The 21,005-nt window shown below is 63.7% G+C and carries 25 protein-coding genes; 11 read left to right on the forward strand and 14 right to left on the reverse strand.

What is annotated here, in order from left to right:
- Positions 1-315: 315 nt before the first annotated feature.
- The 3 genes from CGS25_RS02085 to CGS25_RS02095 all read left to right on the forward strand — a co-directional run bounded on the left by CGS25_RS02085 (position 316) and on the right by CGS25_RS02095 (position 2,806).
- A complete protein-coding gene (locus tag CGS25_RS02085; RefSeq protein ID WP_101674522.1) occupies positions 316-1,137 on the forward strand; it encodes a type IV toxin-antitoxin system AbiEi family antitoxin domain-containing protein in 822 nt (273 codons plus the stop codon).
- Positions 1,121-2,065: a nucleotidyl transferase AbiEii/AbiGii toxin family protein gene (locus CGS25_RS02090; RefSeq protein WP_101674418.1), complete on the forward strand. Its 945-nt coding sequence runs from the start codon at positions 1,121-1,123 to the stop codon at positions 2,063-2,065. Before CGS25_RS02085 ends, CGS25_RS02090 begins: the two co-directional genes overlap by 17 nt.
- Before the next feature lie 87 nt (positions 2,066-2,152).
- The gene (locus tag CGS25_RS02095) at positions 2,153-2,806 is read left to right on the forward strand and encodes a hypothetical protein (RefSeq protein WP_157933772.1); all 654 of its coding nucleotides are present in this window, start codon (positions 2,153-2,155) and stop codon (positions 2,804-2,806) included.
- 18 nt (positions 2,807-2,824) lie between these two features.
- On the opposite strand, the gene CGS25_RS02100 is transcribed toward CGS25_RS02095, so the two are convergent.
- From CGS25_RS02100 to CGS25_RS02135, 8 genes are all read right to left on the reverse strand, one after another.
- Positions 2,825-5,008 (reverse strand): TRAP transporter permease, encoded by a 2,184-nt coding sequence (locus CGS25_RS02100; RefSeq protein ID WP_101674420.1) that lies wholly within the window; start codon positions 5,006-5,008, stop codon positions 2,825-2,827.
- A 49-nt stretch (positions 5,009-5,057) separates the two neighbouring features.
- Entirely contained in the window at positions 5,058-5,573 is a 516-nt protein-coding gene (locus tag CGS25_RS02105; protein ID WP_101674421.1) for a DUF1850 domain-containing protein, read from the reverse strand.
- 22 nt (positions 5,574-5,595) lie between these two features.
- Entirely contained in the window at positions 5,596-6,663 is a 1,068-nt protein-coding gene (locus CGS25_RS02110) for a TAXI family TRAP transporter solute-binding subunit (protein WP_101674422.1), read from the reverse strand.
- Positions 6,664-6,870: 207 nt separating this feature from the next.
- Positions 6,871-7,128 carry a hypothetical protein gene (locus tag CGS25_RS02115; protein ID WP_101674423.1) on the reverse strand — a complete coding sequence of 86 codons (258 nt, stop codon included), beginning with the start codon at positions 7,126-7,128 and terminating at the stop codon, positions 6,871-6,873.
- Positions 7,125-7,703: a hypothetical protein gene (locus CGS25_RS02120; RefSeq protein WP_198588667.1), complete on the reverse strand. Its 579-nt coding sequence runs from the start codon at positions 7,701-7,703 to the stop codon at positions 7,125-7,127. Before CGS25_RS02120 ends, CGS25_RS02115 begins: the two co-directional genes overlap by 4 nt.
- Before the next feature lie 130 nt (positions 7,704-7,833).
- A complete protein-coding gene (locus tag CGS25_RS02125; protein WP_101674424.1) occupies positions 7,834-8,421 on the reverse strand; it encodes a TetR/AcrR family transcriptional regulator in 588 nt (195 codons plus the stop codon).
- Positions 8,422-8,602: 181 nt separating this feature from the next.
- The gene (locus tag CGS25_RS02130; protein WP_101674425.1) at positions 8,603-9,865 is read right to left on the reverse strand and encodes a type II toxin-antitoxin system HipA family toxin; all 1,263 of its coding nucleotides are present in this window, start codon (positions 9,863-9,865) and stop codon (positions 8,603-8,605) included.
- Positions 9,855-10,220, reverse strand: a complete 366-nt coding sequence (locus CGS25_RS02135; RefSeq protein WP_101674426.1) for a helix-turn-helix domain-containing protein — start codon at positions 10,218-10,220, stop codon at positions 9,855-9,857. The genes CGS25_RS02130 and CGS25_RS02135 overlap by 11 nt, the downstream gene beginning before the upstream one ends.
- Before the next feature lie 264 nt (positions 10,221-10,484).
- Between CGS25_RS02135 and CGS25_RS02140 the strand changes: the two genes are divergently transcribed.
- Entirely contained in the window at positions 10,485-10,877 is a 393-nt protein-coding gene (locus tag CGS25_RS02140) for a VOC family protein (RefSeq protein WP_089031378.1), read from the forward strand.
- 82 nt (positions 10,878-10,959) lie between these two features.
- Here the strand turns inward: CGS25_RS02140 and CGS25_RS02145 are convergent, their stop codons facing one another.
- Positions 10,960-12,201, reverse strand: a complete 1,242-nt coding sequence (locus CGS25_RS02145; RefSeq protein ID WP_101674427.1) for an NAD(P)/FAD-dependent oxidoreductase — start codon at positions 12,199-12,201, stop codon at positions 10,960-10,962.
- Positions 12,202-12,307: 106 nt separating this feature from the next.
- Between CGS25_RS02145 and CGS25_RS02150 the strand changes: the two genes are divergently transcribed.
- A complete protein-coding gene (locus CGS25_RS02150) occupies positions 12,308-12,877 on the forward strand; it encodes a hypothetical protein (RefSeq protein ID WP_157933773.1) in 570 nt (189 codons plus the stop codon).
- Between the two features lie 98 nt (positions 12,878-12,975).
- On the forward strand, positions 12,976-13,524 hold the full coding sequence (locus CGS25_RS02155) for a YdeI/OmpD-associated family protein (protein ID WP_101674429.1): 549 nt from the start codon (positions 12,976-12,978) through the stop codon (positions 13,522-13,524).
- Positions 13,525-13,549: 25 nt separating this feature from the next.
- Here CGS25_RS02155 and CGS25_RS02160 read toward each other — a convergent pair whose 3' ends face one another.
- Positions 13,550-14,146 (reverse strand): TetR/AcrR family transcriptional regulator, encoded by a 597-nt coding sequence (locus tag CGS25_RS02160; protein ID WP_101674430.1) that lies wholly within the window; start codon positions 14,144-14,146, stop codon positions 13,550-13,552.
- 151 nt (positions 14,147-14,297) lie between these two features.
- Here CGS25_RS02160 and CGS25_RS02165 point away from each other — a divergent pair, with 151 nt between their 5' ends.
- The gene (locus tag CGS25_RS02165) at positions 14,298-14,876 is read left to right on the forward strand and encodes an NnrU family protein (RefSeq protein WP_101674431.1); all 579 of its coding nucleotides are present in this window, start codon (positions 14,298-14,300) and stop codon (positions 14,874-14,876) included.
- Positions 14,877-14,908: 32 nt separating this feature from the next.
- Here the strand turns inward: CGS25_RS02165 and CGS25_RS02170 are convergent, their stop codons facing one another.
- Positions 14,909-15,379, reverse strand: coding sequence for an Rrf2 family transcriptional regulator (locus CGS25_RS02170; protein ID WP_101674432.1), 471 nt, complete (start codon positions 15,377-15,379; stop codon positions 14,909-14,911).
- Between the two features lie 172 nt (positions 15,380-15,551).
- Between CGS25_RS02170 and CGS25_RS02175 the strand changes: the two genes are divergently transcribed.
- Positions 15,552-16,457 carry an NAD(P)/FAD-dependent oxidoreductase gene (locus tag CGS25_RS02175; protein WP_089031385.1) on the forward strand — a complete coding sequence of 302 codons (906 nt, stop codon included), beginning with the start codon at positions 15,552-15,554 and terminating at the stop codon, positions 16,455-16,457.
- Positions 16,458-16,464: 7 nt separating this feature from the next.
- Here CGS25_RS02175 and CGS25_RS02180 read toward each other — a convergent pair whose 3' ends face one another.
- Positions 16,465-16,650, reverse strand: coding sequence for an alpha/beta fold hydrolase (locus tag CGS25_RS02180; protein WP_089031386.1), 186 nt, complete (start codon positions 16,648-16,650; stop codon positions 16,465-16,467).
- Between the two features lie 268 nt (positions 16,651-16,918).
- On the opposite strand from CGS25_RS02180, the gene CGS25_RS02185 reads away from it, so the two are divergent.
- The gene (locus CGS25_RS02185) at positions 16,919-17,167 is read left to right on the forward strand and encodes a nuclear transport factor 2 family protein (RefSeq protein WP_101674433.1); all 249 of its coding nucleotides are present in this window, start codon (positions 16,919-16,921) and stop codon (positions 17,165-17,167) included.
- Between the two features lie 15 nt (positions 17,168-17,182).
- Positions 17,183-17,896, forward strand: coding sequence for a class I SAM-dependent methyltransferase (locus CGS25_RS02190; protein WP_089031388.1), 714 nt, complete (start codon positions 17,183-17,185; stop codon positions 17,894-17,896).
- Between the two features lie 16 nt (positions 17,897-17,912).
- Here CGS25_RS02190 and CGS25_RS02195 read toward each other — a convergent pair whose 3' ends face one another.
- Both CGS25_RS02195 and CGS25_RS02200 read right to left on the reverse strand, forming a co-directional pair.
- On the reverse strand, positions 17,913-18,542 hold the full coding sequence (locus CGS25_RS02195) for an NHL repeat-containing protein (RefSeq protein WP_101674523.1): 630 nt from the start codon (positions 18,540-18,542) through the stop codon (positions 17,913-17,915).
- A 31-nt stretch (positions 18,543-18,573) separates the two neighbouring features.
- The gene (locus CGS25_RS02200) at positions 18,574-19,794 is read right to left on the reverse strand and encodes a helix-turn-helix domain-containing protein (RefSeq protein ID WP_101674434.1); all 1,221 of its coding nucleotides are present in this window, start codon (positions 19,792-19,794) and stop codon (positions 18,574-18,576) included.
- A gap of 111 nt (positions 19,795-19,905) precedes the next feature.
- Between CGS25_RS02200 and CGS25_RS02205 the strand changes: the two genes are divergently transcribed.
- Entirely contained in the window at positions 19,906-20,799 is an 894-nt protein-coding gene (locus CGS25_RS02205; protein WP_101674435.1) for a dihydrodipicolinate synthase family protein, read from the forward strand.
- The last annotated feature ends 206 nt before the right edge of the window (positions 20,800-21,005 follow it).

The raw sequence follows: 21,005 nt of genomic DNA on the forward strand, positions 1-21,005 counted from the left end.
AATCGAAGCATACTTGAACGATTGGTACAGAGCAAGACGCCGGGCTGCCTCGGAAGCCCTCTTTGTGCCGGCGCACGAGGAGATGGCTTACAGCTGTCTTCTTTCTTCGCTGACATCAGCTTCCGCTTTCGCTGATGTTCCGTGGTTGGTTTCAGAGCGACCATGCTCGTCCAGGCGTGGCGGGCGGCTTAAGCGTGAGAAGGGCCAGAAAGGTTTATATGAGCGCTAAAAAGCTCACTAATAGTAAGTTATTTTATGATTTTATAAACCTTGGAGTAATTGGCTTTGGTTTCCTTTGAGTGTATTTTGCTCACTATGAGTGAGCAAAAAGAAAGTTTCATAAACCTTCTCCTGGCCAGCCTGGACGATACCGCCTTGGTTTCCAGCCGTTGGCTGCGGGCCCACGGTTACTCCACCAGTCTGGTCGCGCGCTATGTGGCCAGCGGTTGGCTGGTGTCGCCCGCGCGGGGTGTCTACCTGCGCAAAGGTGGACGGCTGCGCTGGCAGGGGGTAGTGCGCAGTCTGCAGCTCCGGGAAGGGTTGTCGCTGTATGTGGGGGGGCGCTTTGCTTTGGCCTGGCAGGGGCACGAACACTATTTGCGTCTGGGTGAGGCGGCCTCGGTGACGTTGTATGGCACGGATCGCTTGCCGGGGTGGGTGACGAAGCTGCCGATGGCGGAACGCTTCGAGTTTTGCGGCAGGGCGCCCTTCGATTTGGAATCGCCGCGCTTCACTACAGAGACGCCGGAGCGCCAGTTGTTGGATCAAGGGCTGGCGCGCCGCGAGACGGATTCTGGTTTGGAAGGCATCGTCTGTTCCACGCCGGAGCGGGCCATGCTGGAGCTGTGTGACGGCCCGCCGGGCGCGGCACTGGTCTACGAAGCCGATGCGCTGATGCAAGGGATGACGAGCTTGCGGCCGCAGCGGGTGGGCATGCTGCTTCGTCACTGCCGCAGCATCAAGGCCAAGCGGCTGTTTCTTGCATTGGCGGAACGGCACGGCCATGCCTGGTTGGCTCATGTTCCGATGGAGGGGGTCGATCTGGGCACTGGTAAGCGGTCGCTGGTACTCGGGGGGCGGCTTGATCCTACCTACCAGATAACATTGCCAGGAGACTTGGATGAGCACCTGGGATAGCCGCTACAGGGATCGTGTGCAGCTGCTGGTCGACATCCTGCCGATGCTGGCGCATGAGCCGCGCTTCGCTTTGAAGGGCGGCACGGCGATTAACTTGTTTGAGCAGGATTTGCCCCGGTTGTCGGTGGATATCGACCTGACCTGGTTGCCGGTGAACAGCTTTACCGAGGATTGCGCCTTGATCACGGATGCGTTGGAGGCGTTGGCAGAGACATTGCGGGCACGGCCATTGCAGTTGCAGGTGCAAGTGTCGGCCAAGGAGAACGCGCGGGGTGTGACGCGGCTGGTGGTCAGCCGGGGCCGGGCGCGGGTGCAGATCGAAACCACGCCGGTGATGCGCGGCACGGTGCATCCGGTGAGGCAGATGGTGGTCAGGCCGGCGGTGGAAGAGGCGTTTGGGTTTGCTTCCGCCCAGGTGCTCGATTTCGCCGATCTGTACGCCGGTAAGTTGGCGGCCGCGCTATCGCGGCAACATCCTCGTGATTTGTTCGACGTCGGTTTGCTGCTGAACGATGCGCGGGCGGACATAACGCTTTGGCGCACTTTCCTGGTCTACCTGACCTGCAGTCCCAAGCCCGCCTGGGAGATATTGCAGCCCAGTGAACCCAAGGATTTCCACACCGTATTCGAAACCCGTTTCCAGGGCATGCCCGCCGAGCCGGTCAGCGCGGATCAATTGCTGGACAGCCGGGCACGGCTGCTCACACGGGTCGCCGGTTGGCTGGATGAGTCTTCGCGGGCCTTCCTATGGTCGGTGGAGAACGAGCAGCCTGATTTCGGGTTGATTGGTCTGCCCCAGGCTCAGGCGCTGCCAGGTGTGCGCCATAAGCTGCACAATCTGGCTCGGCGCTCGGAGGAAAAGCGGGCGGCCGACAAAGAGCAGTTGGAACAATCCCTGGCCCGGATCGCCAGGCCGATTGACGAATAACAACTGAGTTTGCCGATATCGTAGTGTGACTACGATAAGCATGAAAAAGCTAAACATTCCTTTCGAATAGAAATGGGGGGAAAGAGGATGGAAGAGTTCACCAGGGTTCTGGCGGAAGGCCTGCAAAAGGGCAATGTACTGCTTGTCATCGCCTTGCTTGTGGTGATTGTCGTGCTGAATGCTCATAAGCTGCATCCAATCCTTGTCGAACGAAAAAGGCATCGTTTAAAAGCGGTGGAAGCCGCTCTGAACTCGGAATGGGTACAAGCCCAAGAAAGGACCTGCCTCCAGCAACAGGCCGCCACGGAGCATTTCCACGCCGCCACCGGGATCATGTTGGAAAAGGCCCCGCGAGACGCGTTGCTGAAAATCTACGAGCGCAGTGAGGGGCGGTTGCCGTTCGTACATTTCAAGCGCGCCGTCTCTTATGTTCGCTATGAGAAGGGCGAGTTTGAGATAAGGCTGGGCCGATTCGAGCGATGGATGATGCTGGCCGGCATGTGGACCGGGTTGCTATTAGTTCCGGTATCGTTGGCTCTCTTTGTTTTGACCCTTTATGCGTTACTGGTATGGGGCAACGAACCGCTCGGTTCTTGGAAGGTCTGGCTGTTCTTCAATGTGGCCGGCTGGGCATCGGTGGTGTCGTCCCGCCCAGCCTATTCGGCGAACCGCATCCGCAAGGAGATGGAGCGCCAAGCCGGCGCGCAAGCCGAGCCGGATAACGCGCCAGCGATTCAATAAAACGCGCACCCGGCCCTCTCACACCGGATCCATCTTCTCTTCTTTACTCTTAGCCAGCAGAAGCAGCACCACGGCAACCACCGCGCCGATGGCATCGCTCCACAGCCCCGGATAAATCAGCGCCAGCGCGCCGATCAGGGCCAGCAGGCGCCAGCCCGGGCCGAGGTGCCGGCGCAGGTAGCCTTCCACGGCCACCGCCAGCAGCAGTACGCCGATGATGCCGGTGACGACGACCCAGAGAATATTGCCGGGGGTGGCGTCGATCATCAGCATGCTGTGGGCGAACACGAACATGTAGGGCACCACGAAGCCGGCGATGGCCAGTTTCATGGCCTGGAAGCCGGTGGCGTTGGGCGAGCCGCCGCTGATGCCGGCGGCGGCGTAGGCGGCGAGCGCCACCGGGGGCGTGAGGTTGGCGAAGATGCCGAAGTAGAACACGAACATGTGGGCGACGAAGATGGCGGTGTCGTTGCTGCCGGCCAGTTCTCGGAACAGGGGCAGGTTGAGCAGAATCGGCGCGGCCATGGTGCTGGTGATGATGTAGGTGGGGATGCTGGGCAGGCCCATGCCGAGCACGATGGAGGCGAGCATGGTGAGCATCAGGGTGACCAGCAGTTGCAGGGTCGGGTAGGGGATGGCGTGGCCCAGTTGCACCACGGCGTCGGCGGCGTCCAGGGCGATGCCGGTGAGGGTGGCGATGCCGACGATGATGCCCACGGCGCCGCAGGCCAGGGCCACGGGGATGGCGTTGCGCACGCCGTCGGTCATGGCGTCGCGGCAGTCGGCGAGGTCGACTTTCTCGGCCACCAGGCCCAGGCGCGCGCGGATCGCGTTGATCACCACGGGCAGGGCGATCACGGCGAACAGGCTCCAGCGGCTCGGTGACATGTTGGGCACGGAGTGCGACAGCGCCAGGGCGCGCAGTTGCGGCTCAAAAATCAGCAGCGCCAGCAGCACGCTCAGGCCGATGGTGACCCGGCGGGTGCCGCAGATCAGCACGGTGGCGGCGATCGACCAGAAGGCGGCGAAAAAGGGCGCGCGCCCTTCGAACAGCAGCCACAGCAGCACGGCCATGGGGATCAGCAGGTGGCCGCGTTTGAGCAGCACTTCGCGGATCGGCGTGAGCTGGGAGCGGGGGATGCCTTCCAGGCCGTTGCGCATGGCGCGCAGGTGCACCTGGAACAGCACGCCCAGGTAAAACAACAGCGCCGGAATGATGCCCGCCAGAATCACCTGGGTATACGGCACGGACAAGACTTCGGCCATGATGAAGGCGGCGGCGCCCATGATCGGCGGCAGGATCTGCCCGCCGACGCTGGCGGAGGCTTCCACGGCGCCGGCGAAGTTGGGTTTGTAGCCGGTGCGCTTCATCAAGGGAATGGTGAAGGCGCCGGTGGTGACCACGTTGGCGATGGCCGAGCCGTTGATGGAGCCGAGCAGGCCGCTGGCCAGCACCGCCACCTTGGCGGGGCCGCCCCGGGTGTGGCCGGCCACGGCCAGGGCCAGGTCGTTGAACAACTGGCCGAGGCCGGATTTGACCAGAAAGGCGCCGAACAGAATAAACAGAATGATGTAGCTGGCGGACACGGCGATGGCGGTGCCCAGCAGCCCTTCGGTGATGAACACCAGGTGCGACATGATCTGCCGGCCGGTGGCCAGCACGATGTTCTCGTTGAGCTCGGGGTAGAACGACAGCTTGGCGTAGAAGCCGTAGATCAGAAAAATCGTGGCCAGCAGGGTCAGGCCCCAGCCGGTGACGCGGCGGGTGGCGTCCAGCACCATCAGAATGGCCATGGCGCCGACGATCATATCGGTGGTGTTGACGCGCCCGCCGGAGGCGATCACCCGGTCCGCCACCACCAGCATATAAATGCCGATGCCGAAGGCGGCGGCGGCCAGCAGCAGGTCGAGCCAGGGCACCCGGTCACGGACGCCTTTTTTGGTCATCGGATAAAGAATAAAAGTGAGAGCCAGCAGCGTGTAAAGGTGGATGCTGCGCTGCGCCACGTCCACCAGTGGGCCGGAGAATGAAGTGTACAGGTGGAAGGCCGCCAGCAGGACGCAAACGGTGGTCACGAAGAGCACCGCCCAACGGGGCAGGGCGTCGCGCACCACGCTTTCGCGGTCGTATTTTTCCAGGGCTTCCTTGATCGCTGGGTCGGTGTCCGGCGATGCCGGGGGCGGCGGCGTTAACTGGCTCATGGGCCTCTCCACACTGCAAAGAAACATCGCGCCACGGGGCGCAATGCCTTCAACGAATTGACAAAATGCCCGCGCCGCGCAGCAGGCCGGGCAAAACCGTTAACAAGGGGGCATCACGGGTGGTGAACGTCAGAATCGGCGGCGCGCCCGGGCCGGTTAGCGCCAGTGTCCACCCCCGGTAACGCAGGCGGTAGTGCTCCGCGGCGGCGGCCTGAACATTGAGCGGGTCGACGGGCCGTTGAATGCCGCTCATCACCACCCAGCCGTTTTCCAGGCGTGTTTCCGTTCCCACCTGGGCGGGCACGCCAGCGCCGAAGGTCTTGAAGCGGGTTTCCACCAGCATCAGGCCGCCGTCCGGTTGAACCTGGAAGCGCTCTTGCCAGTCTTCCTTCTCCACCGAATGGGTCCACCGCAACACGAAGGTGGTGCCGGCGGCGCCGGGCAAGGCATAGCGAAGATGATCGCCTTGCAGCACCACCAGCCACGGCAGCGGCAATAGCGTGCCGGTGGCCGCCACGGTCACGATCAGCACCGGCCACCACCACCCGCCGCGAAGCTTACGCATTGGTGCGTGAGTCGCTCAGACCTCAGTCGTTGCTGGCGTCATCCGTGCCTGCGCGGCCATCGTAGTACGCCTTCGCGCCGGGATGCAGGGGCACCACCAGGTGTTGGTCCATGCTGGCGGGATCGATGTCCTTGAGCGCGCCCACCGAGACCTTGTCGGACTGCAAGTAGTCGTCGAAGCGTTGCGTCAGTTCTTCCGCCACGCCGTCATCCATGGAGGCCGGCACGATCAGGATATTGCGGATCGCCACGGTGGTCACCGCGTTGTCCAGGCCGTAGCGCTCGGGTTTGTCCGCGGGGATCGTGTAGCTTTCGTAATACGGGTAGGCCTCGAGCAGTTTGTCGGCCACATCCCCATCGACGGGCACGAAGGTGACGTCGTTGGTCTGCATCAGGCCGGTGATGCTGGAGTTGGGCACGCCGGAGGTGAAGAAGGCCGCGTCCAGGTTGCCGTTGCTCATTTCGGTGACACTGTCGGCGTAGCCGGTGTGGCTGACCCGCGCCATATCCTCGTAGCTGAGCCCGGCGGACTCCAGCACTTTGCTGGCGCTCTGTTCCACGCCGGAACCCACCTTGCCCACGCCGATACGCTTGCCCGCCAGCTCCGCGACGCCTTTGATGCCGCTTTCCTGGGTGGCGACGATCTGCACTACCTTCGGGTACAGGCCCGCCAGGGTGGCGATGTCCGCCTTGTTGCCTTCGAACTGGTTCTTGCCGTTGATGGCGTCATAGGCCACATCGCTCATGACGATGGCAATGTGGTTCAGGCCATCCTGAATATTCTGGATGTTCTGCACTGACGCGCCGGTGGAGACCACCTGAACCCGGCCCACCTTGTCGCTGGCTTCGAAGATCGGTTTCAGGGCGCCGCCAATCGGGTAATAGGAGCCCGAGGTGCCGCCGGTGCCGAAGATCAGATCCACCTCCGATTGGCTGGCGTCGGCCTGGGACGATTCGGTGGCGGCGTTGTCGATCGCGCTGCCGGTGCCGGCCTCGTTCTTGGCGGCGTCGTTGCCATTGTCACTGCAGCCGGAGAACAATACTCCGGACAACCCCAGCGCGGCGGCCAGTATCAGAGTGCGAGATATCATGGGTCTCTCCTGGTGAGGTATCGCTGTTGTTTGTTGCTGTTATTGAGATCCTGACGACAGCTTACGAGTGGTGATACCTCGATACTACGCCAGGAACGGGCTTTAAGACTAAAGTAGAACAGCGATAACGGTTTCACCGAGAACGGGTCTGATTTTTTAGACACGCTTAAAGAAAGCACGGCGGGTGCTTGGCGGACAGGGATGCGCCTAGGCGCCGCCCTTTTTTTGCGGAGCCCGTTCTGCTCGGGCATGCAAAACGAGACGCAGCAACCAACCCGCCGGGGATTCGACCAGCGTGGTGGGCCGGCGTGCCGTTTGCGGTGAAGTCAGTTTGATCAACAGTGCCTGCTGGTTTAACCAGGCTTCCACGCCTTCGAGGGCTTCATCATCGTTTAGCATCGTTTCCAGAGCGGACGGCGAACTGCCGCGCTTATTTTTCCAGGTGTTTTCGTGGTGGGGGCTCATCGCGTTTTCCTGAAGTGCGCATTGATTAAGTGGTTCGCGGTTTCATCATTCACCGGACGATTAGGGGCTGGGTTGGTCAGGCAGTGTTTCTTCTGCTGCGAGCGCATCCACCAGAACTGCAAGACGGAGCCCAGCACAAAGAGGCCCAGCCAGGCCGCGAGTGCGGCGCGCACGAGGGGGGATTCCGGCCCGTCCGCAAGCGGGTGGGCAACGGGCAGCCGTGTCAGCGTTTCATTGATCCCGGGCACCAACAGCAGGAAGAAACTGAAGGCGAACGCGAACTGGGCCAGATAGGGCCGTGCGCGCCCGAGCAGGGATAGTCGTGAAACAAGCACCGCGCCGGCTATCGCAAGCAATGCCACGATGCCCAGGGCATGGCCGACATTGAAGCCGCCGGTGCTGGATAATCCGAACGAGGTGAACACGGAAACGACCATTCCGGTCAGATAAAACTTACCGGACGGAATGGCGCTGTCGATTTTGTGATGGCGGGCGTAGCTATACAGCCCCGCGGCGAACGTTATCACGCTGATCAGGGTATGGCCGGCGCCGAGGGCGGAAATGGGATGGGGCATAACGATGACTCCTGGTGTCAGTCGGGCTTGGCGGTTGAGGTACCGAGGGTTAAAATACAAACCAACTAGTTGGTCGGTTAAATGATCAAAAATAAGAGCCCTATAGTGCGGCGGCTCGTCGTAAAGACGATCAGGTAGGGACAGACAGTTGGCGAATGGCCGTGCGTGAAATCGCCTGGAACGACTCCGCGTCGTTCAGGGCCCGGGCGGTGAGCATGGCGCCGTGCACCATGGACATAAAGGTCTGCGCCTCGACCGAGGCCGTACCACTGAACCGGAACTGCCCGGTGGCCTGACCACGTTCCAGAACGGTGACGAGCCAGGCCGTCAGATCCTGGAAATAGGCACGAACCTGATCCGCGATGTCGGCTGGAACCATCGGCGATTCGGCGGCCAGCATGGCGCAAATGCACATGGGCGATGTGCCCTCGCGGATGCATTCCGCCCAATAGTCGGTGTAGGCGGTCAGACGCGCCAGCGGGTCCTCGAAGTGTTGATCAAGAGCGGCCAGGCCATCCCGGGTCTGCTCGCGGTGCCGTGCAACCACGGCCAGAACCAGATCCGCCTTGCTGGGAAAATGATGATGGATGCTGGGCTTGCCGATATGGACTCGTTTGGACACATCAGCGTAGCTGAAACCGTGGTAGCCACCGGCGGCAAGCAGTTGCTTGGTATGGTCCGCGATTTCGGTTGCCCGAGGGGAAAGCTCCGTGCTCATAAGTCCGTGCTCATAAAAGAGTGACGCGATGTGTGCTCAGTTCACGCAAAGCAACGTCACGAGCGCCGCTGCTTGCTGTATCCAAGGTGTCAATCTACTAGTTGGTCGGCTGGGTGTCAAAGGGAGAGATCAAAGGGGCATCCTCATATTTCTCACGCCCCCGATTCCGAGCGGTTGGCGCCTAATCGAAAATGGAAGGGGACAGCAGGGTCGCTTTGGCCAAGTATTCGATATCGCCGGCGGCCATGCCCGCCGTCGAGAACCTCTCTTTCCAGTGGGTTTCCACGGTCCGGCGGATGGCATCGACGCATTCGCTGGCCCCGTTGGCGGCCAGGCCAAACCGCTGGGCCTGGCTGAGCGCGTTGTTGAGGCTGGCCGCGCGGCCCTGATCGCCGACGATCATGGCCAGGTCCGCGGAATAGCCCAGCCGTGGCAGGGGGCAGAGGTCGTAGGCTGGCGTTAGCTCAAGGGCGCGGCCGTCCCAGAAGCAGGCGTGGTTGCGGGCGTGGTCATCGGTGTTGCCAATCAGGATATTGAAGACCATGCGCCGGAACAGCTCACGGCCATCCCGTTCGAAATCCCGGGCGTACTTGCGCAGCAGGTCGGCCAGTTCCAGATAGCTGGCGTCGCCGGCGCGCACCGCGTACTCGTCCAGGTCCAGCAGCGTCATGGCGCTGAGCATATGGCGGCGGGTCAGGTTGCCCGCTGCGTCGGTTTCCCGGTCAAAGCGGCGCACCAGCAGAACATCCTTGCCCGAGACGTCGAGCACCCGGGTCTGCGCGACGTGCAGGCCGGCCTTGGCGGCGAGCCGCATGGCGCCGCATTCGGCGGCGATCATGTTGATGGTGTCCCTGCTGGAGCTGAACTTGGCGACCCAGTATTGCTTTCCCTGCCGGAACAGCACCTTGGGGCGGGCGCCGCCAATGCTGGTGCCGTGATTCAGCGCCGCATCCAGCTCTTCGCTCAGTTCCTCACCGCGTTCCATCTGTTCCGCCGCTTCCAGGGCGTCGGCAAGCGGGCTGACGCGCCTGGCGCGAGGGTCATAGGCGTCCGGGGTCTCGGTGGTGTCCAGCGCGCCAATACGATCAGAGCCGGCGCCGAGAAGATAATCGATTTCGCCGAGCTCGCCTTCGAGGCGGCTATCGGCCTGGCCGGTCGAATCGATTGTCTTGGCAATTTCTCTTTGGATGAGGCGCCGCCCCCAGGCGTCCGGCGCCGCGTCCCGTAAGGCCCCGCTCAGTTCGTTGTCGAGCACGAAAGGCTCGCCGGTCAGTTCGCCCAGAGGGCGGCCAGGGATGGAGAGGGGGATGGCGTCCCGGCGGGCGAGATAGCTTCTGCCGTAACGAAATACGTATTCGGTGCCATCCCAGGCCACCACGCCACACACCACGGGCTTGGTCTGCCCGGGTGGAAAGATCCAGATATAGGCCCTGTCAGAAATCATTGTCGATCTCGGTGGGCCGGATTCGTTTCCGGGTGTGGGCCGGTCGCGCTCGGGCAAGACGCGGGTCGGCGAGGAAGAGGCCGCCGGTTGGCGAACGGTTCGGCCCGGGCAGGGTGGCCAGCAGAGGCAGGTCAAGCAGCCAGAGAGCGGCCACCACAAGGCCGACGCCCACATTCGGGTCGCCTTTTTCCAAGGCGCTGACGTGGCGCCGGTCGACATCACCCAGCCTCTGCCCGAGGTCGGACTGGGACCAGCCCCTTTGCTTGCGCGCCTCGGTGATCAGCCGGCCGGTGTCGCGCAGGGCGTCACGGATCTGGGCTTTGCGCTGGATGGAGAAATCGACTTTCTTTGGCATTGGGCATTAAACCGTACAAAAATTCGGTTTATGTACGCTAATGGGTACATTTCGTTGCGTCAAGAATTGATTTCTTCAAAATGTACACATAAATGTACATTTTGGTTCATTATGTGCGGTTTAGAGTACAAATAAGAAGTGGCCACATCGAATCGCGCGCTGGCCTTTAACCCGATACAGTCTCATGTCGACCGGGTCGATTCCGGGTGACGGCCCGACAACAAAAAGCCCGGCACCATGCCGGAGGCTAAGGAGAGAGAAAACGTGTTCAACCACATCATGATCGGTTCCAACGACATCGAGCGCTCCAAGCGCTTCTACGACGCGGTGCTGAGCGTGCTCGGCGCCGGCGAGCCGGTGCGTCACCAGACGGCGGCCGGCCATACCCGGCTGTTCTACCGGCACGAAGGCAACACCCTGGCGGTCACCCAGCCGATCAATGGCGAGGCGGCCTGCGGCGCCAACGGCGGCACCATTGGTTTCAAGTGCGGCTCGCCGGAGCAGGTGAAGGAGTTTCATGACGTGGCGGTGGCCCACGGTGGCAAGTCGGTTGAGGACCCGCCGGGCCTGCGCGAGAGCGACATGGGCGCCATGCACCTGAGCTACGTGCTGGACCCGGACGGCAACAAGCTGTGCGGGCTGTACCGCGTCAAATAGACGGCAACTGATTCCCGATGCCGTGGGGCGAGGCGCCCGCCTCGCCCACCCCGGGCACCTTGTCCGGCCTGCAAAGCGCTGCTCAAAACCGATCCGCCCGATAGGGCGCCATATCCACTTCCGCCGGCTCCCCGTCCATCATCTGCCCGAGCAATTTGCCGGTGATCGGCCCCATGGTGAAGCCCTGGTGCCCGTGCCCGAAGGCCAGCCACAGGCCGGGCAGGCCGGGGGCTGGGCCGATCACCGGTTTCATGTCAGGGGTGCAGGGGCGGGCGCCCATCCAGGGTTGCGGGTCGAGGCGCTCGCCAAGGGGAAACAGCGTTCGCGCCACGGCTTCGGCGGCGGCCAGTTGCTGGTAGCGGGGCGAAGCGTCGTGGCGCGCCAGTTCGGCGCCGGTGGTGAGGCGGATGCCGGCGCGCATCGGGGCGAGCAAATAGCCGGTTTCGGAGTCCATCAGCCAGTGGCGCAGGCGGGCGTTGTCGTGGGCGCCGTAATGCATGTGGTAGCCGCGTTTCACGAACAGCGGCACATGCAAGCCTTGCTGGTCGAGCCATTGTGCGGACCAGGGGCCCAGCGCCAGCACCACTTGCTGGGCACGGATCGTCTCGCCGCCGGCCATTACCTGCCAGCCGCTGCCGTCGCGGGAAAGCGTTTCCAGGGGCGCCTGGATAAAGCGCCCGCCTCGTTGCTGGAAGTCCTCGGCGTAGGCGGCCACCAGGGCGCCGGGGTCGGTGGCGGTCCAGGGCTGGGTCCAGTGGAGGGCGCCGGCGAGGCCGGAGGCCAGGTCCGGTTCTTCTTCAGCGAGCGCAGCGTGGTCCAGCACGCGATGGGTGACGTCGTATTCGTCGGCGTCCTGCCGGGCCTGGCGGCATTCCGCGTCGAAGGCGGCAGCGGTGCGGAACACTTCCAGGTAGCCGTCCTGGCGGATCAGGTCCCCGGCGCCGGCGGCGTCGATCATCTCCGCGTGGGCGTCCCGCGCCCGGGTGATCAGAGCCGCGTACTCGGGAACGATGCGCGCATAGCGCTCCGGCGCCGAATTGCGCCAGTACTGGAACAGGGGCAGGGCGGCCCGGGCCATGCCGGAAGGCTGGTAGCGGATGTCGACGGCCCGGTTGGGCAGCACCCGGGTCAGCGTGGCCAGATCCCGGGGGAAGCGGTAAGGCCGCACCGCTTCACGCTGGATGATGCCGGCGTTGCCGAAGGAGGTCTCGCGGCCCGGTGCATTGCGATCCACCAGGGTGACGCGGTGGCCGCGCCGCAGCAGGTGCCAGGCGGCGCACACGCCGACCATGCCGGCGCCGAGTACCACTGTGTGTTTTGCCATGGAGCTCCTCTGCAGGCGCTTTCCGGAAAGGCGAACGCATCGGCGGCGATGCCGCGCCGCCCACGTTACCGTATCCTCGCACTTCGTCGTCGCGGGAGGAAACGGATTGAGTACAAGCTGCACCCACATCGTGCCGGTTCACACCGGCGATTACCCGGAAGACGAGGCCAAAGCGATGGAAGTTCTTGCCTGGTTTCAGGCGCGCGGCCTGGTGGAAACCGACCTGTCCGATTGCACCCTGGGTAAGCCCGGCTACCGGTTCACGCCGGAGATCGGACCCCTGTTTATCGAGGCGCCGGACCCGCGCAGCCAGGATCTGCTGACCCGCGGGCTGGAGCTGCACCACGGAGAACGGGTGGTTTTTCATCCCGCTGAAGGCGCGCAATTGAGCTTTATCTGCCCATCGTGCGGCCACGACCAGGGTTGGGATGCGCTAGAGTCCATCGGCGATTGGTACTCGCGCGTTGAGGACTGCCCGCGCTGCCCCGCCTGCGGCGCGCGCCATCATATCAATGAGTACGGTACCGATTGCGGCGGAACGGACACGCCCTGGGCGTTCAGCAATCTGGCCATCACCTTCTGGAACGACCAAGGCGGCGCCTTCCAGCCCGGGTTTCTGGAGGCCATGCGCGGGTTGTTCGGCACCGACATTCGCGTGGTGGAAGTGCACATCTGACTGCGCCGGGCAAGGCGCTTCGGCGGGCGTTGTTGACAGCGCGCGGTGCTTTGGCCAGCTTTGGATCAACCGTTAAACCTGACTGACGGCAGTGAAACATGGCCTCTGCGAAACAAGATCACTTCAGCGCGCGATTGCTTCGTCCTGAAAAGCCTGGCGATGGCGGGCTCTGGGCGTTTGTGGTTCTGCCCAAAGCGGTCAGCGCGGCACTGCCCAGGCGCGGGCGCACCTCCGTGGAAGGCACCCTCAATGGCACGGGCTTCCGGGCCCTGCTTGAGCCGGATGGCCAGAAGAGCCATTGGCTCAGAATCGACCCGGCACTGCTGGATGCCGCCAACGCCACCGTTGGCGACGTCGCCGAATTCGAGATCCGACCGCTGGCGCGGGAGCCGGAACCGGAGGTGCCCGCGGACCTGCGCGCGGCGTTGCAGGCGTCGCCACCGGCCCTGGCCACCTGGCAGGCCACCACCACCCTGGCTCGGGTGGACTGGATTCACTGGGTGGTCTCCGCCAAGCAAGCGAAGACCCGCGCCAAGCGCATCAGGGACGCCTGCGACAAGCTGGCCAGCGGCGAGAAGCGAGTGTGCTGTTTCGACCCGTCGGGGTTTTACAGCAAGGCACTCAGCGCACCCCGGGCGGCGGAATAAGACGAACCGCCGGCCCGGCGGCGCGTCAGCGTGGTTGACGGGCCGCTTCCCCGGCGATCAATCGTGCGAACAACACTGCCCGCTCCCGCCGCCGGCGTTTCGGTTCCAGGCTCGCTTCCAGGCACAAGGTGGCGTAGCCGTGCACCTGGCACCAGGCGGCCAGGCTCAGCGCGTCGACCCGTTCTTTTGCGGTGAGAGTGGCGACCACCTCCGCCAGAGCCTGGAAAGCGGCGTTGCCGGCGGCGCCCGCGTCCGGGTAGTGGGAGATATCCACCAGTTCCCGGGAAAACATCAAGCGAAACTGCGCCGGCGCGTTCTGGGCAAAGGCGATGTACGCTTCGCCCGCCGCGGCCAGGGCCATCTCGCCGGCATGCCTTGCCGCAGCCCGCCGCACCTTCTTTTCCAGCTTTTCAAAGCCGGCCCGGGCCAGCTCGGCGAGCAACGCCTGTTTGTCGGCGAAGTGGTTGTAGGCGGCCTGGCGCGACAGGCCGGCGTGTTCGGAAAGTTGCCGCAACGACAATCCGGCGGCGCCGGTGCTTTCCAGCAGAGCTTCGGCGGCGGCGACCAGCGCCTGGCGCGCGTTGCCGTGGCGATGGCCCGGGCGTCGGGTGGGCGCGGCCATGGTGATTCCTTGGTGGGTAAGGCAATATTGACACTGTCAATATTAGTGATCATATTGGTGGTGTCAATGTGACAACGTCAATATAACGCCAGGCCGAGGCTGTGCCGCCACCGTGAGCGGCGCGGCTGCGATCCAAGCGGGGAGATCGACCATGACGATTCTGATTTTCGGTTTGCTGATTTTTCTGGGTATTCATAGTGTGGGCCTGTTCGCCCCGACATGGCGGCAACGCCGCGTGGCCAGGCTTGGTGTGGGCGCCTGGAAGGGGCTGTTCAGCCTGATCGCCGTGGCCGGGTTCGTGCTGATCATCTGGGGATTCCAACGGGCGCGTCTTGATCCGGTGTTGCTGTACGCGTCGCCGGCCTGGCTGGGCCACCTCAATGCGCTGTTCACCTTGGTTGGCTTTATTCTGTTGGCCGCAGCCTATGTGCCCGGCAATCGCATCAAAGCAAAAATCGGCCACCCGATGGTTGCCGGGGTCAAGATCTGGGCGCTCGGCCATTTGCTGGCCATCGGCTTCCTGCGCGACGTGCTGCTGTTCGGTGCGTTCCTGGCATGGGCTATTGCCGCCTTCGCCATTCTGCGCCGCCGTGACCGCGCCAGCGGCGTAACGTATCCGCCGGGCACGCTGAAGGGCGATGTAATCACGCTGGTGGTCGGCGTAGTGGCGTGGGGTCTGTTCGCGTTCTGGCTGCACGGGCCGTTGATTGGCGTTCGGCCGTTCGGCTAACCGGCCTCGCGCTGACACCCTTCGCGGGCGCCTTACTTTGGGTCTTTGCCGCCGCAGTGGGCTTGGCCATCGGGCCGCTGTTCCGATAATCGGGCTTCAAAGTCCGCCGCCAAGTCCGCCACCGTGAGCGTTTGAAAGCGTGCGATCAGCAACGCTTCGGCTTCGTCCAGGGTTTCCGCCAGGCGCGCGTCCACGGCCTGTTCGACCAGGCACTCCGGGTGTTCGGCGTGCGGACCAATGCTGAACAACGGCGGTTTGCCGATGGCGTGATACACATCCAGCAGGGTGATGGCCTCCAGGCCGCAGGTCAGTTGCCAGCCGCCACCGTGGCCTTTCTCCGAGCGCACATAACCCTGATCCCGCAGCCCGGCCATCATCCGGCGCACCACCACCGCATTGGTACCGAGCATTTTCGAGAGGGTCTCCGAAGTGGCCCGTTCCACGTGCCGGTCCAGATGTATCAACACGTGGAGCATGCGGGAAAGGCGGCTGTCACGGGGCATGAAGTAGTCCTTGCGGGCAGAAAGGTGCTGGCGGAGAGAGTGGCTAATCTAGCAGCTTGCCGATTACGTAACAAATCAGGTTCCATGAGTTGACGGCGGTTGCCGTTACTCGTAACTTGTAATGATGCGTGAGTGCGAAACGCACATTGCGAGCGACGAGGCGAGGAGAGTCATGGTGTTCGATGTGATCATTGTCGGCGGCAGTTTCGCCGGGCAGGCGGCGGCGTTGCAGCTGGCCCGGGCGCGGCGGCGGGTGTTGCTGGTGGATGCGGAGCGTCCGCGCAACCGCTTTGCACGATCTTCCCACGGGTTTCTCGGTCAGGACGGCCAGCCGCCGGCGGCGATCATCGCCACCGCCGTTCGCCAGCTGGCGGCCTATCCGACAGTGACGCGCCTGGCCGGCGAAGCCGTGGCCGCGTTCGCGGACGAGCAGGGTTTCCGTGTCTCGTTTGCCGACGGCCGGCAAGAGAGTGGCCGCCGTTTGATTCTGGCCACCGGCGTGCGCGATAAGCTGCCCGAGTTGCCCGGCCTGGCGCCGCGCTGGGGCATCAGCGTTTTGCATTGCCCCTACTGCCATGGCTATGAGCTGGATCAGAGGCCGCTGGGCGTCCTGGCCAGCGGCGAATCGGCCATGCATCAAGCCCTGCTGGTGCCCGACTGGGGCCCCACCACGCTGTTCACCCAGGGCACTTTTACGCCCACGCCGGAACAGCGCGCGGCGTTGCAATCGCGGGACGTGGCGGTGGAGCACACGCCAGTGGTGGAATTGCTGGGCGCCGGGCCGGCGTTGGACGCGGTGCGTCTGAGCGATGGACGAAGCATTCCTATCAGCGGGTTGTTCCTGGCCCCGAGAACCGTTGCGGCCAGCGATCTGGCCGAACAACTGGGCTGTGCGTTCAAGGATGGCCCCACCGGGCCACTCATCGAGGTGGACGCCATGCAGGCCACCTCGGTGGCCGGCGTGTTCGCGGCGGGGGACGCGGCCAGCCCGATGGCCAATGCCAGCCTGGCAGCGGCGGCGGGGGTCATGGCGGCGGTGGGCAGCCACCGTTCGCTGATCCACGGCGATGATGGCTAACGGCGGGCTATCGCTTCAACGAGGCGCTCAGCAGTTGGAGCACCGCCGGTGGCGCGTGCTCCGGGGAGAAACGGCCGACGCCGGGCAACAGATTGAGCTCGGCGCCGGGGATGCGGGCGGCCAGATCGCGGGCGATCGCCACGTTGCAGTAAGGGCCGGCGTCGCCCCAGATAATCGCGGTGGGGCAGCGCACCCGGGTAAGTCCGCGTCCAGATCGGCGCGTGGGCGTACATCGTGGAGCAATGGCTCACCCTTGTCTTCCTGGTGATAACACAGACGCAAACCGTCGATTTCATGAACACGGCGTTTGAGCATGATGTCGGGCTCCAGACCCGCAGTCACCGAAGCATCCCGCTGCCACCGGGCAGCGGCAATTAACCGGCAGGTAAGCGCCCGGCGATTATCGATGGGCTAATTTGAAGACATTTCGGCAGCGATAAAGAACGATGACGGAGCGCCTGATGATAGAGAGCCCAATGATAGAGGGCGCGGCGATTGAGAACACAACGATGGCGGACGCGGCGGCTTTTGTGGCCCGGTTCGAGGCGTTTTGGGCGGCGCCCTCGGTGGAAAAAATGGCGACGATATTGACGTCGGATGTGATTCTGATTCAACCCCTGGCGCAGCCGATGCACGGCCTGGAATCCGCCTGTGCGGAGTTTCAGCGGCTGTTCCGGTGGTTGCCGGATTTGCGCGCCACGGTGGCATAAACAGGAGAACGGGCAATGAACAGCGACGAAATCAACGCGGTGTTCGATCAAATGGCAGCGGGCTACGACAAACAATGGGCAAGAACGGCGCCCATCACCAAGGCGCTGTATTTTCTGCTTGAGTCCGTGTTCGCCGGGTTGCCCGATGACGCCCGGATTCTGTGCGTGGGTGTGGGCACCGGCAATGAACTGATTCATCTGGCCAAACGATTTCCCGGCTGGCGCTTCACGGCGGTGGAGCCATCAAGCGCCATGCTCGCTGTGTGTCGCCGCCGATGCGAAGAGGCGGACATTGCCGATCGCTGCGATTTTCACCAGGGCTATCTTGATTCCCTGGCGGGTGAGACGCTGCACGACGGGGCCACCTGTTTCCTGGTGTCTCAATTTATTCTCGACAAAGACGACCGCTCGGCGTTGTTTCGCGGCATCGCCGCCCGGCTTAAGCCAGGCGGCGTGCTGGCCAGCGCCGACCTGTCGGCGCAACGGGATTCGCAACAAAACTACGAATCGCTGCTGCGTGTCTGGCAGCGGGTGACGGCACCGGCGCAAGCCGGCGAAGAAGGGCTGCAACGGATGAAGGCGGCCTACGCTAAAGACGTGGCGGTGCTGCCGGCCGCCGAGATTGTGGCGATCCTTCAGGCCGGCGGCTTTGAGGCACCGGTGCCGTTTTTTCAGGCCGGCCTGATTCGTGCCTGGTTTTCCAAGCGCGCTGCCGGCGACGCAACGTGAACGGGCAAAGGCAATGTTAACGCCGGGCCACGGCCCGTACTTTTCCGCTGGGGCCGCCGCCACAGTAAAAAACGCCGTTGCCATCGTTGGTAAGCCCGGATACGCCGGCGCCTTCCGGCATGCCGATGCTTTCCAGCACCTCCCCGGTGTCCGGGTCGATATGCCGTAAGTCGCTTGTTTCACCTTCCCAGGTGCCGTGCCAGAGTTGGTCGTTAAGCCAGGTGACGCCGGTGACGAAGCGGTCGGAGTGCAGAGTGCGCAAGATGGCGCCGGTGTCGGCATCGACCTGATGGATTTTTTTGTTGCGGTACTGGCCGATCCACAGTGAACCCTCCGCCCAGGCCATGCCGGAATCCTCGCCGTTGCCGGGAGCGGGGAGGGTGGCCAGTATCTCGCCGGTTTTTGGATCGATCTTCTGGATCTGCTTTTCCGCTATCTGATAGAGGTGGGTGCCATCGAAGGCGGTGCCGGCATCGGCGGCGACCTTCAGGGTGTGCGCGATCTCGCCATCGGCCAGGTCGAGTGCCTGGAGCGCGTCGCCGGTGGCGAGCCACAGGTGGCGGCCATCGTAGTCAACACCGTGGATGATGGGGGCGCCGTGAAAGGGGCCGTACTCCTGGATGATGTGGGCTTTGGTTTGTTTCATGGTGATCTCCTCCGTGTGGTTTGAGGCCATGCTAGCCACCCGGCAGCGGAGCAGTGAGTAACAAGGTTGTCGTGAATCCGATCATCGGCGGGGCCATCCAGCGGCGCGCGCGGCCCTGGCCCAGCATCTGCACCTTGCCGGTGTCCGCCAGGGCGTCCAGCGCCCGTTGCACGGTGCGCTGGCTGGTGCCCAGCGCCAGGGCCAGAGCCGAGCTGGACCAGGCCTGACCGTCGGAGAGGAAAGCAAGCACCGCCGCGTGCTTCTCTTCCACCGGTCGCGCCAGCACCGCCACGTTGCCGCAGGTCAGAGGTTCCAGAACAAAGCCGAGGCGGGTGGCATGAATACGCGCCAGTGGCTTGAGTGCTTTGCGCAGCCGGCCAATTTCCACTCGCAGGCGGGCGCGGTGAGATTCGTCCGCATGGCGGATGCGGAACGCCCGCTCAATCAAGGCGTGCCGGTGGGCGGCGCCGGGGAAGGCTTCGGCGAGCGCCTGTGCCAGGGCGAACAAAATCGGTCGTGTCGCCAGCTCTATGAGCGTGTCCGCCCGACGCACACGGTAACGGCAGGCATCCACCACCAGCGTCGGCGAGGCGAACAAGCGTTCCACTTCGTCGAGCCGCACAGGCCGTTCTTCATTTGCTGTGACCAGCCGCGCCGCCGGCGTGCGTAACGCCTCGGCTGCGTTGCCGACCTCATTGATCAGGGCTGCGATACCGGAATGGCGAGCGGCTTGCCTGGCCCGCGCCAGGGCGGCGCGGGCCGAGCGGGTGTCGAGCCGGCGCAACGCAATACCGGCGACGCCCAATTGATGGCTGGCTTGCAATGCGGACGGCAGAGCCTTGAAGTCCAGTGCCGCCAGTTTAAGTTCGGCGGCGTCGAGCTGGCCGATCAGCAGCAGACGATGGATCTCCAGATAGCGGGCGTGCGCGGCATTACGGGTGTCACCGTGACGTTCCAGCGTGTCACGGGCGGCCTCCAGTGCCTTGGGCGACCAATGCAGGTCGCGGGTGGCAAGAGCCACTTCGGCTTCGGCGGCGACACAGCGGGCGCGGGCCAGCGTCTCCCGGGGGCTGAACGCCCGCGCGGCCCGTTTCAGTAGCGTTTTTGCGTTAGCCAGATCACCGAGCTGCGCCATGGCGATGCCGCGCAGCGCCAGTGCCGGCGCATCCTCGCGCAGCGATAACTGATTCAGCGCGCGCAACGGATCACCGCCGTCGAGCGCCCGTGCCGCCGCTGTGATTAAAGAATCCATGGACATCCTGCCACGTCCGTTCCCCGATGCGGAGACGCCGCGACCCTGGTCACGGCGCTGATGCTCGGGTACAAGATACAAGACCGCCGCGATACAGAATACGGAGCTGCTATGTTTTCCGGTTTGAGTGCTTTCCCATTAACGCCCATGGATGAACAGACCATCGATGAAGTTGCTTTTGCCGGGCTGATCGACCGCCTGACGGCGGCAAAGGTGGATTCCATTGGCGTGCTGGGCTCTACCGGCAACTATGCCTATCTGTCAGTGCCGGAGCGCCAGCGTATCGCGCGGCTCGCCGTGGACCGTGCCGACGGCACGCCAGTGATGGTGGGCATTGGCGCCTTACGCACCCGAGATGTGCTGGCGTTGGCCGAGCAGGCGCAAGAGGTTGGGGCCAGCGCGGTATTATTGCCGCCTGTCTCCTACCAGAAGCTGTCGCCCGAAGAAGTGTTCGGCCTGTTCGAGACGATCACCGGAGCGCTGTCCGTGCCTTTGTGCGTGTACGACAACCCCGGGACGGCCCATTTCGAATTCAGCGATGAACTCCATGGTGATATCGCCCGTCTCCCCGGAGTAGCGTCCATTAAGATCCCCGGTGTGCCTGCGGATCCCCAAGCCGCCCGGGCCCGTGTGGCGAGCCTGCGGACGCGCCTCCCCGGGTCCGTGACGATCGGTGTCAGCGGCGATGCGTTCGCCGCCACCGGCCTTAATGCCGGGTGCGAGGTTTGGTATTCCGTGATGGGCGGCCTGTTTCCCACCACCGCATTGTCGATCACCCGCGCCGCTCAGGCCGGTGATGCCGACCAGGCACGGCGGCTGTCGGAGAAGCTGCAACCGATGTGGGACCTTTTTAGCCACCATGGTGGCAGCCTGCGCGTGGTCGCGGCGGCGGCGGAGTTGCGCGGTTTGGTCCGGCGCCCTTGTTTGCCGAAGCCGCTACGGGTGCTGGAAGGCGAAGGCCGGGAAAGGCTCGCCGCGCTTATCGACGAGTTGGAATTGGAATGATCCCAAGCTCCTTGGCGCGAAGGGCTGCGCGCGGCTGGAAGAAAGCGCTGTGCAGTGATGGCATTTTCAAGTGAAAGATAAGAGAGGCAAGAAATAGAGGCGCCCGGTGAAGGCGAAGCGCATCGGCCGACGCGGTAACGCCGGACCCGCACGAAGCCGCCCACTTTTATGGTGAGATGGCGGGTCGGAACTGCTGATTGGATCAC

Origin of the sequence: Alloalcanivorax mobilis (assembly GCF_002864685.1) — a bacterium.
GTDB classification, from domain to species: Bacteria; Pseudomonadota; Gammaproteobacteria; order Pseudomonadales; family Alcanivoracaceae; genus Alloalcanivorax; species Alloalcanivorax mobilis.